A 12,443-nucleotide genomic window follows, 5' to 3' on the forward strand; every position below is an offset into this window, starting at 1 on the left:
AGTTTGGCGGGCCACCCTTAATATCGCAGATAACGGACAGAAAACGTGCAGATCAAAACCATCAAGGCCTACCATGTCGTGCAGCCCTTCGTTGACGGGCCTTACCGCATGTCCAGGGGGCGCGTCGCCGATGCGTTCGACGCGGTGATCGTCGCGGTCACCGCCGACAGCGGGCTCACCGGCTGGGGCGAGATGGCGCCGCTTGGCAATTTCTATTCGCCGGCCTTCGCCGCCGGTGCTCGCGCCGGCGTCGTCGAGATCGCGCCGTATCTTGTCGGCCATGACCCGCGCGGGCTTGCCAGTATCAACAGGCTGATGGACACGGTGTTCAAGGGCCATCCCTACATCAAGTCGGCGCTCGACATGGCATGCTCGGATCTCGCGGCGCGCGCCGCCGACGTGCCGCTGGTCACCCTGCTTGGTGGGCGCGAAAGCGAGACGGCCGAACTCTACAAGGTCGTCACCCACGGCACGGTCGATGCGATGGCCGCACTTGCCAAGCGCATCGTCGACCAAGGGTTTCGCCGGCTTCAGGTCAAGGTCGGCGGCAACGTCCATGACGACATCGAACGCGTCACCGCCGTCGCCGCCGCGGTGCCGAAGGGCACCGTCATCTTCTGCGACGCCAATGCCGGCTGGACCTCTTACCAGGCGCGCCAATTCGCCGATGCGACGCGCACCATCGACTACACGTTCGAGCAGCCCTGCACGACGATCGACGAATGCATGTCGGTGCGCCGCTCGCTCGACAAGCCGATGGTGCTCGACGAATCCGTCGCCTCGTTGGACGATATGCTCGACATCCACCGCAAGGGCGCGGCCGACGGGCTGACGCTGAAGATCTCGCGCCTCGGCGGCGTTACCAAGACGCGCCAGATCCGCGACCTTGCCGTCGACCTGGGCTTCATGATCACCGTCGAGGACACTGGCGGCGCCGAGATCGACACATCGGCCATGGCGCATCTGTCGCTGTCGACGCCGGAGGAGCGCCGGCTGCACGCCATCGCCTTTCACGAATGGGTGACGGTGCGCACCGCATCCAACATGCCGCCGGTTTCGGGCAGCCGCATGGGCATTCCGGACGGGCCCGGACTCGGCATCGATGTCGTTCCCCACCTGCTCGGCCCGCCCTTCTTCGAGATCGGCAGCTGAGCGCAACAACGCTGCACCCCATTCAACCTGAAATTTGCCGCGTCCTTCTGACTGCAGAGGCACGGCCGCTAGATTGACCACTCATCCAATCGTCTTCGGCCGATTGCAGAGCGACAATGCCCAATTGCCGGTTGAAATATTTTTCATTTGCAAATAGAAATGTTCAAAACGTTGATTTGGACGCTGCGGCGCGTCCGGAACTGGAGGAAGCGACATGTCCCATCCGCAATTTGCAGCGGAACTTCTGCAGCGCGCTGAACAGCACGGGCCGATCACCATCGGGCTTGCCGGCGCCGGACAGATGGGCACCGACATCGTCGTCCAGGTCGCACTGATGCCGGGCATGCGGATCGGCGCCATTTCCGAAGTCAGGCCGCAGGCAGCGATCGACGCGGCGCTGCTCGCTGGCCACGACCGTTCCGACATCGTCCAGGCCGGCAATGCGGCGGCGATCGACCGCGCCATCGAGGTCGGCAAGATCGCGGTGACCGAAGATTTGCATGCGCTGGCGGCGGCCGGCCGCATCGACGTCATCATCGACGCGACGGGCAATCCCAACATCGGCACGCTGTTCGCGCTCGAAGTGATGAGGAACGGCAAGCACATCGTCATGCTCAATGTCGAGGCCGATATCACCATCGGCCGTTTCCTCAAGGACGAAGCGCGCAAGGCCGGCGTCGTCTATACGGGTGCGGCCGGCGACGAGCCGGCCTGCACGCTGGAGATCATCGGCTTTGCCAAAAGCCTCGGCTTCAACATCATCGCCGCCGGCAAGGGCAAGAACAATCCGCTGAAGATCGACGCCATGCCGGCCGACTACGAGAAGGAGGCGGCCGAGCGCAATATGAATGCGCGCATGCTGGTCGAATTCGTCGACGGGTCGAAGACGGCGATCGAGATGGTGGCGATCGCCAATGCGACCGGGCTGGTGCCCGACGTGCCGGGCATGCACGGCCCGACCGCGACGCTGGAGGAACTGGCCAGCGTGCTCTGCCCGCGCGAGGATGGCGGCGTGCTGCACCGCAAGGGCGTGGTCGACTATTCCATCGGCAAGGGCGTCGCGCCCGGCGTGTTCTGCATCATCGAGACCCGGCATCCGCGCGTGCTGGAGCGCATGATCGACCTCAAGGTTGGCAAGGGCCCCTACTTCACGATCTTCCGGCCCTATCATCTGACCAGCCTGGAAGTGCCGCTGTCGGCGGCGCGCGCGGTGGTCTACAAGCGCGCCGACATGGAGCCGCTCGACCATCCGGTCGCCGAGGCGGTGGCGGTTGCCAAGAGCGATCTTGGCGTTGGCCAGTCGCTCGGCATGATCGGCGAGAACGACTATCGCGGCTTCGCCATGACGTGGGACGATGCTCGCGCCCGCGGCGCCCTGCCGCTCGGCCTTGCCGAGCGCGCCAAGGTGGTCAAGCCGCTCAAGACCGGCGACTTCCTGACCTATGAAAATTGTGTACCCGACGATTCGATGGTGATAACCCAGATCCGCCGCCGTCTCGACCAATCGGACGGACGGTTCGCAACAAACGCAGCCTGACCCCGCCGGATCTCCGCTGATGGACGATGTCGTAATCGGGATCGACGCCTCGACCACGGCCGTGAAGGCGATTGCCTTCACCCGCGACGGCGAAGAGCTGTTCCAGGCGCGCAAGACCTACCCGCTTTCAAATCCGCAGCCCGGCCATTTCGAGCAGGACGCCGAACATTGGTGGGCCGCGCTGCTTGGCGCATTGAAGCAGGTCACCGAGGCGGTCGGCGCTGCGCGGGTGGCGGCGATCTGCATTGCACATCAGCGCGAGACCTTCACGCTAGTCGACAGCGCCGGCAAACCACTCATCCCTGCGATCCTGTGGCTGGACGAACGCGCCCGGCCTCAGGTTATCAGGCTTTCGGCCGAACTTGGCCGCGAGGCGATCCGCGACTGGAGCGGCAAGCCGCCGGACCCGACGCCGGCGCTGTATGCGATCGCCTGGCTTGCCGAACACCAGCCGCAGGTGCTGCACCAGGCAGCGGCGCTGGTCGACGTGCACGGCTTCTTCGTTCAGCGGCTGACCGGGCGATTGGTCACCAGCACCGCAAGTGCGGATCCGCTCGGGCTGCTCGACGTCGAGAAAGGCACTTGGCGTCCAGAGCTCGTTGCGGCGGCGGGGCTGCAGCTGGAGCAATTGCCCGAGCTGGTCGCGCCGGGCGCAATTTGCGGCGGGCTTTCCACAACCGCGGCGCAACTGACGGGCCTGAAGGCTGGCACGCCGGTTGTGGCAGGAGCCGGTGACGGGCAAGCTATGGGCCTTGGCATGGGCGTCTACGGCGAGGGCAAGAGCTATCTCTCGCTCGGCTCCGGCGTGGTCAGCGGCTGCTATTCCGGCAAGGTGAAAACCTCGGACGCCTTTCGAACGCTGGTCTCGCCGACCGGCTCCGGTTTCATGCTGGAGACCGTACTACGCTCGGGCATGCAGCTGGTCGACTGGATCGTCCGAACCACCGGCTCGCCGTCAGCCGCTGCGCTGGAGAAAGCTGCGCTGGATGTTGCCGCGGGCAGCGACGGCCTGCTCATCATGCCCTATTGGGCCGGCGTCATGAGCCCCTATTGGGACGGTGCGGCGCGCGGCGCCATTGTCGGCCTGTCGCTGGACCACCGGCCGGAGCATCTCTTCCGCGCTGTCCTGGAAGGCATCGCCTTCGAGCAGGCCGTTGCCACCGAGGCCATGGAAGCCCAGGCCGGCGGACCGGCGACGATGATTGCCGCCGGCGGCGGTACCAATTGCGCGCTGCTCATGCAGATCATGGCAAGCGTACTCGAGCGGCCGCTCTCGGTTTCGCCGGTCAACGAAGCCGCCGCGCTCGGCGCTGCCATGCTGGCGGCAGCGGCTGTCGGCTGGTTTGCCTCGCCGGAAGCCGCCGCGGAAGCGATGGCGGCAGCGCCGAACAGGCATGTCGACCCGGTCGGCGAGCTGATGTCCTTCTACCGCACGCGCAAAGCGATCTACCGCGGCCTCTATCACGCGACGCGCGATATCCACGCGCGGCTGGCTGAGGTTGGGCAAGTTTAGAGATTTGCTGGGTGAGGTTGGGCAAGTTTAGAGATTTTGAGAGGTCGGAGACCTTTTGGACCCAGCCTTTGAGATGTCGGCGGGACAGCACCCCCCTCTGGCCTGCCGGCCATCTCCCCCGCAAGTGGGGAGATTGAGCCTTCATCACCGTTTTCGCTAACCACAAGCGTTGCAGGATGAGCGACGGCATCGCAATTGCCGATCTCCCCCCTTGCGGGGGAGATGTCCGGCAGGACAGAGGGGGGTGGGACGGATCGCTACAGAGCGAAATTCTGCGCCGCTGTCTTTGAGCTCGGTTGCGACAGCCTCGATCTCTTTCAAATCTTCAGCGCAGCAATATCTACCGGCCCAGCAAGCCTTTCGCCGCGTCTTCGTCGGTGATCAGAACCGATACCTTGATGTTGGCGAGCGCCGCCCGCATCACCGCAACCTTCTCGCTGCCTCCCGACACCAGGATGATGCTCGGGATATCCGACAGATCCTGCAGCGGATAGGCGCAGACGCGGCGGTTGACCTCGTGATCGACCGGCCGGCCCTCGGCGTCGATGAAATGACACAGAATATCGCCGACGGCACCGGCCGCCTGCAGTTCCTCGAGTTCGCTTGGCTTGATGAAGCCGTAATTGGCGATCGGGCTGTCGTTGGAAAACGAGCCGACGCTGAGCACAGCGATGTTTGCCCGGCGTGCACGGAAGACGACGTCCTGAACGCTGCGCTGGCTCATGAAAGCGTCGCGCTGCTCCGGCCTGTCGGCATAGACCGGCACCGGCAGCAGGAAGCACTCCGCACCGATCTTTTCGGCGAAATCCCAGGCGCTTTCGGTCGGATTGAGCGGCTGGGCATGGGTAAGGCCGCCGAGCATCGAAACGACCGTCGTCCTGGCGATCGGCCGTCGCGGCAATTCATTGATGGCGAATTTCAGTGTCCGCCCCCAGCCGAGTGCGATGACATCGCCGGCATTCACATGGTCGGCCAGGTAGGCGGCGGCGGCGTGGCCGATCATCAGCGGCGCGTTGCTTCGGTCGGCCGCCGACGGCACGACAACGGCCTGGCTGAGCCCGAACCGCTGCTTCAGGCTTTCCTCCAAAACCACGCATTCAACGACGCTGTCGCGGATGCGAAACTGGACGACACCCTCTTCGCGGGCGGCGGAGAGAATGCGATGCACCTTGATGCGGCCGACGCCGAGAATTTCGGAAATCCGCTCCTGTGTAAGACCCTCGACATAATAGTGCCAGGCGGCGCGGGCCTTGAGTTCGGCGTCTGGGAAGCGCGAGGCTCTTTCGTTCTCTACGATCGTCATCTGTTTGCCTTGCCGCAGCCGCCGGCTCTGCCCATGATATTCCAATCCGGCGACTTCGAAATGCCCAAGATTTCCGAGACCTTGCGTAAGGCAAACCGGCGGACAGCGCAAACCCGTCGTCGAATGAAGCGGCAGGCCTTGACAATTTTCCGACGAACAGTTTAGCTGAACAAAATTGCATACTAAAGATAAATTGTTCACAGGGAGGGGCCTGGGTGAACAAAGTGACCCGGTGATGCAGCGCCGGATTGCTGTGGAGGAGACAAAGTGGCTGTGAGCAACGACGCAAGCGAGTTGAAAGCAGGCTCTGGTGCGCAGGCTACGGCGGGCGCAAAGTTTTCGGCTGTCTTTGCCGGAACCATGGGTCCGCTGATCGGGCTGGTTCTGCTGTGCCTGGCGCTCTCGCTGACCACCGACACCTTCCTGACTGTCCGCAACATTCTCAATGTGCTCGACCAGGTCACCGTGCTCGGCATCATGGCGATCGGCATGACGCTGGTCATCCTGATCGGCGGCATCGACCTGTCCGTCGGCTCAGTGCTGGCGCTGGCTTCCATGGTGATGGGCTTCGTCGCCCATCCGGACTATCTCAATCTCGGCCTGCCGGCCGGCATCGCCGCAGCCCTCGTCGTCGCCGGCCTTTGCGGGCTGGTTTCGGGCCTGCTGGTGACGGTCACCAAGCTGCCGCCCTTCATCGCCACGTTGGCGATGATGTCGGTGGCGCGCGGCCTCGCCAACATGATCACCGACGGCTCGCAGATCGTCGGCTTTCCCGACTGGTTCACCAGCCTGTCGATCATCCGCCATTTCGGCTTCCTGTCGGTCACCGTCGGGCTGATGATCGTGCTTGCCGTCATTTTCGCGATCTTCCTGAACTACCGCGCCACCGGCCGTAGCCTCTACGCAATCGGCGGCAGTGCCGAAGTCGCCCGGCTGTCCGGCATACCGGTCAAGTCGCTGACAAATTGGGTCTATGCGATCTGCGCCGTGCTGGCCGGTCTCGCTGGCATCGTGCTTGCCGCGCGGCTCGATTCCGTCCAGCCGAGCTCCGGCCTCGGATACGAACTCGACACGATCGCGGCGGTGGTAATCGGCGGCGCCAGCCTGTCGGGCGGCGTCGGTTCGATAGGCGGCACAGCCATCGGCGTCCTCATCATTGGCGTGCTGCGCAACGGACTGAACCTGCTCGGCGTCTCGCCCTTCATCCAGCAAGTGGTTATCGGCGTGGTGATCGCGCTGGCGGTGGCCACCGACACCTGGCGCCGCAGGGCGCAATGAAGAATGGGGCGCAATGAAGAATTGGGCTCAATGAGATTCGCCCCGATATTCGGGCGAAAACGGATCGGTGATCCGAAACTGGGAGTTGTTCGGCCAAGGGGCGCCGCGATGCGCGGGCAGGACAGATTGAACATCAACGGAGGAATAACATGCTGACCAAACGTTCATTGCTGCTTGCCGCAGCGGCCGTCATCCCGCTGCTTGGCCTGTCCGACATGGCCTCGGCCAAGGAGGCCAAGAAGCTCGGCCTCGCCGTCGCCAATCTGCAGGCCGACTTCTTCAACCAGATAAAGCAGTCCGTCGAAGCCTACGGCAAGGAAAAGGGGATCGAGGTCGTTACCGTCGATGCCAAGGGCGATTCGGCGACCCAGGTCAGCCAGGTGCAGGACCTGATCACGCAGAACATCGATGCGCTGATCTACATTCCAGCCGGCGCCACCGCCGCCACCGTGCCGACCAAGACCGCCAAGGCTGCCGGCATCCCAGTCATCAATGTCGACCGCAACGCCGACGGCGCACCCGGCGATACCTTCATCGCCACCAACAGCGTGGCCTCGGCCAAGGCGGTTTGCGACTACATCGCCAAGCAGGCTGGCGGCAAGGGCGAGCTGATCATCATCCACGGCCAGAAGGGTACGACGCCCGAGGTCGATCGCTCGAAGGGCTGCGGCGAAGCGCTGAAGGGCTATCCCGACATCAAGGTTGTCGGCGAATTGTGGAGCGAAGGCTGGCACCAGGACGAAGGCTTCAAGCTGACGCAGGATTTGTTGCAGTCGCACCCCGACGTGTCGATCGTCATCGGCCAGGCCGATGCGCTGGCGCTCGGTGCGGCGCAGGCCGTCAAGGTCGCCAATCCCGGCCACAAGGTCTGGGTTGCCGGCTTCGACGGCGACGTGGCGGCGCTCAAGGCACTGAAGGACGGTGTCTTCGACGTGACCGCGACGCAGCAGACCCAGGGCATGGGCCGGCTTGCCGTCGACGCGGCAATCAAGCTGGTGGCCGGCGAGACCATTCCCGCCGAACAGCTGCAGGATGCGACGCTGACCACCAAGGACAATGTCGAGCAGTTCATCGCCAAGCATCCCTGATTGAGACCAGTCCGGCAGTCGACGAGCGCAACGATGTCCACCGATCCTCGCCACACGCACAGCCCCCATAACGGGCTCGTCGTCAGCGGCCTCTGCAAGAGCTACGGGCCGGTGCAGGTCCTGGCCGATGCGTGCTTCGAGGTGCGGCCGGGCGAGGTCGTGGCGCTGCTTGGCGAAAACGGCGCCGGCAAGTCGACTGTCTCGAACATCATCGCCGGGTCGACGAAACCCGATGCCGGCACCATCACCTGGCGGGGGAACGCTTATTCCCCCGCCAATCCTGCCGCGGCGATCGACGCCGGCATCGGCATGATCCACCAGGAGCTGAAGCTCTTGCCCGATCTGTCGGTCGCTGAAAACGTCTATGTCGGGCGCCTGCCGATGCGCGGCGGCCGCATCGATCGCGCGGCAATGAACGCACGGGCATCGGCCCAGTTGAAGCGCCTCGGCCTCGATGTCTCGCCCGAGCGCAAGGTGCGCACGCTGCGTATCGCCGCCCAGCAGCAGGTCGAGATCGCCAAGGCGCTGACGCTCAATGCCGAGCTGCTGATCTTCGACGAACCAACGGCGGCCCTTGGCGGCGAGGAAACGGAGCTCCTGTTCCAGCAGATCCGCAAGCTTAAGGCGGAAGGCATGTCCTTCATCTATATCAGCCACCGGCTGGACGAGATCGCCCAGATCGCCGACCGCGTGGTGGTGATGCGCGACGGGCGCATCGTCGCCCGGCACGAGCGCGCCGACATTCCTGTGCGCACTGTGGTCGAGCAAATGGTCGGCCGCAGTGTCGAGCGGATGTTCCCTACGGTATCGGCGCCGGGCAGCGACACGCTGCTCGAAGTCGAGAACCTGTCCTCGCCGGAACGCAGCTTTCAAAATGTCAGCTTTTCAGTGCGGGCCGGCGAAATCCTCGGCATTGCCGGGCTGATCGGCGCCGGCCGCACGGAGCTGGTGCGGGCGATCGCCGGTGCCGATCCGATCTCATCCGGCTCGGTGCGCGTCGCCGGCAAGCCGGTGCATCTCAATGGCCCGGCGGCGGCGATCAAGGCCGGCGTCGTGCTGGTACCGGAAGACCGCAAGGCACAAGGCGTGGTGCTCGACCAGACGATCGGCGAGAATCTGGCGATCGGCAATTTCGACCATGTCGCGCCGAACGGCTGGGTGTTTCCGAGGGCGGTGCAGAAATTCGCCGAGGCTGGCATTCGCAGGCTCGGCGTCAAGGGCCGGCCGAACCAGGCCGTCAGCAAGCTTTCAGGCGGCAACCAGCAGAAGGTGATCATCGCCAAATGGGTGTCGCGCCCGCCCAAGGTGTTCATCCTGGACGAGCCGACGCGCGGCATCGACGTCGGTGCCCGCGCCGCGATCTACGATGTCATCGCCGACCTTGCCCGTTCCGGCATGGCGGTGGTGGTGGTGAGCTCCGACCTCGAGGAAGTTCTCGGCCTGTCGCATCGCGTGCTGGTGCTGAGCCGCGGCCGGCAACGCGGCATTCTCGACCGCAGCGAAGCAAGCAATGTCGCCGTGATGGAACTCGCCACGAGCTAGGACGGCCCATCGAAACAAAGCGCAGCAGGTGGTATCCTCCCGGGCACCAGACCGCGCGGGGCGCCAGCAACAGAGAGTTGGCGCCCCTTTATTTCCGGAGGACGGCGGTTGGAGCAGAGGGACCGACGATGAAACTATTCGAACTTCATGGTGACGTGGCACTTGTGACAGGCGCCGGCAGCGGCATCGGGCAAGCGATCGCCATTGGGCTGGCCGAGGCCGGCGCCGACATAGCCTGCTTCGGCCACGCCTCGAAAGGCGGGCTGGAGGAGACCGCGCACCGGATAACGGCACTCGGCCGCAAAGCGCTGGTGCTGAACGGCACAGTGACTTCAGAGGCCGATCTCGCGGCTGCGATCGAGCGTACGGAGGCGGAACTCGGCGCGTTGACTATCGCCGTCAACAATGCCGGCGTCGCCGGAGCTGAGCCGGCAGAGACGCTGTCGCTGGAGAAATGGCAGAAGGTCTACGACGTTAATGTCAGCGGCGTGTTCCTGTCCTGCCAGGCCGAGGCCCGCGCCATGCTGGCTCGGCGCAAAGGCTCGATCATCAACATCGCGTCGATGTCGGGCTCGATCGTCAATCGCGGCCTGACCCAGGCGCATTACAATTCGTCGAAAGCCGCAGTGATCCACATGTCGAAGAGCCTCGCCATGGAATGGGCGGATCGCGGCCTGCGCGTCAATGTCGTCAGCCCCGGCTACACGCTGACGCCGATGAACAAGCGGCCGGAGGTCGCCGACCAGGTCAGGATCTTTGAGCGCGACACGCCGATGGGCCGCATGGCGGCGCCGGAAGAGATGGTCGGCCCGACCGTGTTCCTGGCCAGCCGCGCCGCGAGTTTCGTCACCGGCATCGACCTGATCGTCGATGGCGGCTTTGTCTGCTGGTAGGAGAAAAGATGCAGAAGCGATTCCAGGGAAAAACGGCGGTCATCACCGGCGCCAGCGGCGGCATCGGCGCGGCAATAGCCAGGCGCTTCGCGGCGGAAGGTGCCGCGGTCGTCGTCAGCGCCATCGACGCGCGCGTCGACGAGGTTGCCGCCGATCTGAAGGCTGCGGGCGCCAAGGTCGCATCGCTGCGCATGGACGTAACCAGGAAAGACGAGGTCGTCGCCCTCTATGACCTGGCCGAGCAGGAGTTCGGCCGCGTCGACATCTCCGTACAGAATGCCGGTGTCATCACCATCGCCAGGATCGAGGCGATGACCGAGGCCGAATGGGATAAGGTGATGGCGGTCAACACCAAGGGGGTGTTCCTGTGCTGCCAGGAGGCGATCGCGCGCATCCGCAAGCATGGCGATGGCGGCCGGCTGATCAACACCGCATCCGGCCAGGCGCGGCAGGGTTTTATCTACACGCCGCATTATGCGGCGTCGAAATTCGGCGTCGTCGGCATCACCCAGAGCCTGGCCAAGGAAGTGGCCAAGGAGAAGATCACCGTCAACGCGATCTGCCCCGGCATCATCGACACCGACATGTGGGCCTATAACGATGCCGCGTGGGGCAAGTTGATGGGCGATTACAAGCCCGGCGAGCTGATGGCCGAATGGGTGAAGAACATCCCGATGGGCCGCGCCGGCAGCGGCGAGGATGTCTCCGGCCTGGTCAGCTTTCTGGCCAGCGACGATGCGGCCTACATCACCGGCCAGACCATCAATGTCGATGGCGGCCTGATCATGTCGTGAGCGGCGCGGGTCAACCTACCATCGACCGGGATATGAAAGCCGCTTCGCTGCGTTCAGGCTGCTCGGCCCGCCCGTGCCAATCCATGTTCCACGAGTCGGTCGATGATTTCGGAATAGCTGACGCCGCTTGCCGCCATTGCCTTGGAATACATGCTGATATCGGTGAAGCCGGGGATGGTGTTGATTTCATTGACCAGGAACTGCATGTCCGGCGTCAGGAAAAAGTCGATGCGCGCAATCCCGTCACAGCCGACGGCTCTGAAAGCCCTTGCAGCCACATCCCGCATGCCTGCCTCGACCTCGGGCGGCAGTTCGGCCGGCACTTTTAGCACAGCGCCGTTCTCGTCGATGTATTTGGCATCGTAGCTGTAGAAATCGTGGCTTTCCGCCGGCACGATCTCGCCTGGCCGCGAGACGAACAGGTCGCCTGCCGGTTCCTCCAGCACGCTATATTCGATCTCGCGCCCACGAATGAATTCCTCGGCCAACAGCTTGCAATCGTGCCGGAAGGCTTCAGCAAGCGCTCCATCGAATTCCTGGCTGGCATGGACTTTTCTGACGCCTACAGACGATCCCTGACGCGCCGGTTTGATGAAGAACGGCAGGCCGAGTTCGCTTTCCAGCATGGCGAAGGCAGGCGCCGCACCTTCATGGATCGTCACTGAGCGCGCGATTGGCAGCCCCGCGGCTGCCAGGAGCCGTTTGCCGATGTCCTTGTCCAGCGCGGTTGCCGAACCCAGGATGCCGCAGCCGGCGAGCGGCACCCGAGCCACCTCCGCCACCCCCTGCACCGAGCCATCTTCGCCGTGGAGGCCGTGCAGGACCGGAAATAGGATGTCGATCTTTGGCAGATCATAGGGCGTGCCGTGGGCCGGGATCGCCATCATCCGCCCATGCCCGCCCGGAACCAGGCAAACTTCCATGCCGCCCGCAGGCTTTGCGAGCGTACCATCCTCAAAGCTGCTCAGCAGCCACTGTCCTTCGCGCGTGACGAAGATGGGGACGGCATCGAATTTGGCGGGCAGCAGCGCCCGCATGACATTGGTTGCTGAAAGCACCGAAACGTCATGTTCGGCGGAACGTCCGCCAAAGAGCACGGCAATTCGCAGTCTGTTCAAGGAAGAGGTCATGAAAGCCTCGGATATGATCTGATGTTGAAACGGTCAGAAGCCGACGGCGATACCGCGGTTCGCAAAGAAGTAAGGCGCTTTGGTCTGCTGCATTGTGTCGATATCCTGTCCTCGCGGCTCGCATACGGGATGACCGGCAACCTTGGCTTTTTTCAAACCCATCTACGGGTCCATGCAAAAAGACGGGCCGTGAAATTGGCACCGGGGTTCGTT

The 12,443-nt window shown here is 64.0% G+C and carries 10 protein-coding genes; 8 read left to right on the forward strand and 2 right to left on the reverse strand.

Going from position 1 to position 12,443, the window contains the following annotated elements; all coding sequences use genetic code 11:
* Positions 1-45 precede the first annotated feature (45 nt).
* The 3 genes from NKG60_RS10765 to NKG60_RS10775 all read left to right on the forward strand — a co-directional run bounded on the left by NKG60_RS10765 (position 46) and on the right by NKG60_RS10775 (position 4,202).
* Positions 46-1,152: a mandelate racemase/muconate lactonizing enzyme family protein gene (locus NKG60_RS10765; protein ID WP_352974911.1), complete on the forward strand. Its 1,107-nt coding sequence runs from the start codon at positions 46-48 to the stop codon at positions 1,150-1,152.
* A gap of 214 nt (positions 1,153-1,366) precedes the next feature.
* Positions 1,367-2,689, forward strand: a complete 1,323-nt coding sequence (locus tag NKG60_RS10770) for an NAD(P)H-dependent oxidoreductase (protein WP_352660810.1) — start codon at positions 1,367-1,369, stop codon at positions 2,687-2,689.
* 19 nt (positions 2,690-2,708) lie between these two features.
* On the forward strand, positions 2,709-4,202 hold the full coding sequence (locus NKG60_RS10775; RefSeq protein ID WP_352660808.1) for a xylulokinase: 1,494 nt from the start codon (positions 2,709-2,711) through the stop codon (positions 4,200-4,202).
* 340 nt (positions 4,203-4,542) lie between these two features.
* On the opposite strand, the gene NKG60_RS10780 is transcribed toward NKG60_RS10775, so the two are convergent.
* Positions 4,543-5,505, reverse strand: a complete 963-nt coding sequence (locus NKG60_RS10780; protein WP_352660805.1) for a sugar-binding transcriptional regulator — start codon at positions 5,503-5,505, stop codon at positions 4,543-4,545.
* Between the two features lie 267 nt (positions 5,506-5,772).
* Between NKG60_RS10780 and NKG60_RS10785 the strand changes: the two genes are divergently transcribed.
* The 5 genes from NKG60_RS10785 to NKG60_RS10805 all read left to right on the forward strand — a co-directional run bounded on the left by NKG60_RS10785 (position 5,773) and on the right by NKG60_RS10805 (position 11,100).
* Positions 5,773-6,783, forward strand: a complete 1,011-nt coding sequence (locus NKG60_RS10785) for an ABC transporter permease (RefSeq protein ID WP_292653900.1) — start codon at positions 5,773-5,775, stop codon at positions 6,781-6,783.
* A 149-nt stretch (positions 6,784-6,932) separates the two neighbouring features.
* Positions 6,933-7,871: a sugar ABC transporter substrate-binding protein gene (locus NKG60_RS10790; RefSeq protein WP_254820381.1), complete on the forward strand. Its 939-nt coding sequence runs from the start codon at positions 6,933-6,935 to the stop codon at positions 7,869-7,871.
* 33 nt (positions 7,872-7,904) lie between these two features.
* Positions 7,905-9,413 carry a sugar ABC transporter ATP-binding protein gene (locus NKG60_RS10795; protein WP_352974913.1) on the forward strand — a complete coding sequence of 503 codons (1,509 nt, stop codon included), beginning with the start codon at positions 7,905-7,907 and terminating at the stop codon, positions 9,411-9,413.
* Positions 9,414-9,541: 128 nt separating this feature from the next.
* Positions 9,542-10,306, forward strand: a complete 765-nt coding sequence (locus tag NKG60_RS10800; RefSeq protein WP_352660799.1) for an SDR family oxidoreductase — start codon at positions 9,542-9,544, stop codon at positions 10,304-10,306.
* Positions 10,307-10,314: 8 nt separating this feature from the next.
* Positions 10,315-11,100: a glucose 1-dehydrogenase gene (locus NKG60_RS10805; protein WP_352660797.1), complete on the forward strand. Its 786-nt coding sequence runs from the start codon at positions 10,315-10,317 to the stop codon at positions 11,098-11,100.
* 53 nt (positions 11,101-11,153) lie between these two features.
* Here NKG60_RS10805 and NKG60_RS10810 read toward each other — a convergent pair whose 3' ends face one another.
* Positions 11,154-12,230 (reverse strand): D-alanine--D-alanine ligase family protein, encoded by a 1,077-nt coding sequence (locus tag NKG60_RS10810; protein ID WP_352974914.1) that lies wholly within the window; start codon positions 12,228-12,230, stop codon positions 11,154-11,156.
* Between the last annotated feature and the right edge of the window lie 213 nt (positions 12,231-12,443).

The sequence above is a fragment of the Mesorhizobium sp. M1428 genome, assembly GCF_040317515.1.
GTDB lineage: Bacteria > Pseudomonadota > Alphaproteobacteria > Rhizobiales > Rhizobiaceae > Mesorhizobium.

Bases quoted from the DNA above. Each gene is read 5' to 3' on its own strand.
- NKG60_RS10770 (WP_352660810.1), top strand. From the start codon at position 1,367: ATGTCCCATCCGCAATTTGCAGCGGAACTTCTGCAGCGCGCTGAACAG.
- NKG60_RS10775 (WP_352660808.1), top strand. From the start codon at position 2,709: ATGGACGATGTCGTAATCGGGATCGACGCCTCGACCACGGCCGTGAAG.
- NKG60_RS10780 (WP_352660805.1), bottom strand. From the start codon at position 5,505: ATGACGATCGTAGAGAACGAAAGAGCCTCGCGCTTCCCAGACGCCGAA.
- NKG60_RS10790 (WP_254820381.1), top strand. From the start codon at position 6,933: ATGCTGACCAAACGTTCATTGCTGCTTGCCGCAGCGGCCGTCATCCCG.
- NKG60_RS10795 (WP_352974913.1), top strand. From the start codon at position 7,905: ATGTCCACCGATCCTCGCCACACGCACAGCCCCCATAACGGGCTCGTC.
- NKG60_RS10800 (WP_352660799.1), top strand. From the start codon at position 9,542: ATGAAACTATTCGAACTTCATGGTGACGTGGCACTTGTGACAGGCGCC.
- NKG60_RS10805 (WP_352660797.1), top strand. From the start codon at position 10,315: ATGCAGAAGCGATTCCAGGGAAAAACGGCGGTCATCACCGGCGCCAGC.
- NKG60_RS10810 (WP_352974914.1), bottom strand. From the start codon at position 12,230: ATGACCTCTTCCTTGAACAGACTGCGAATTGCCGTGCTCTTTGGCGGA.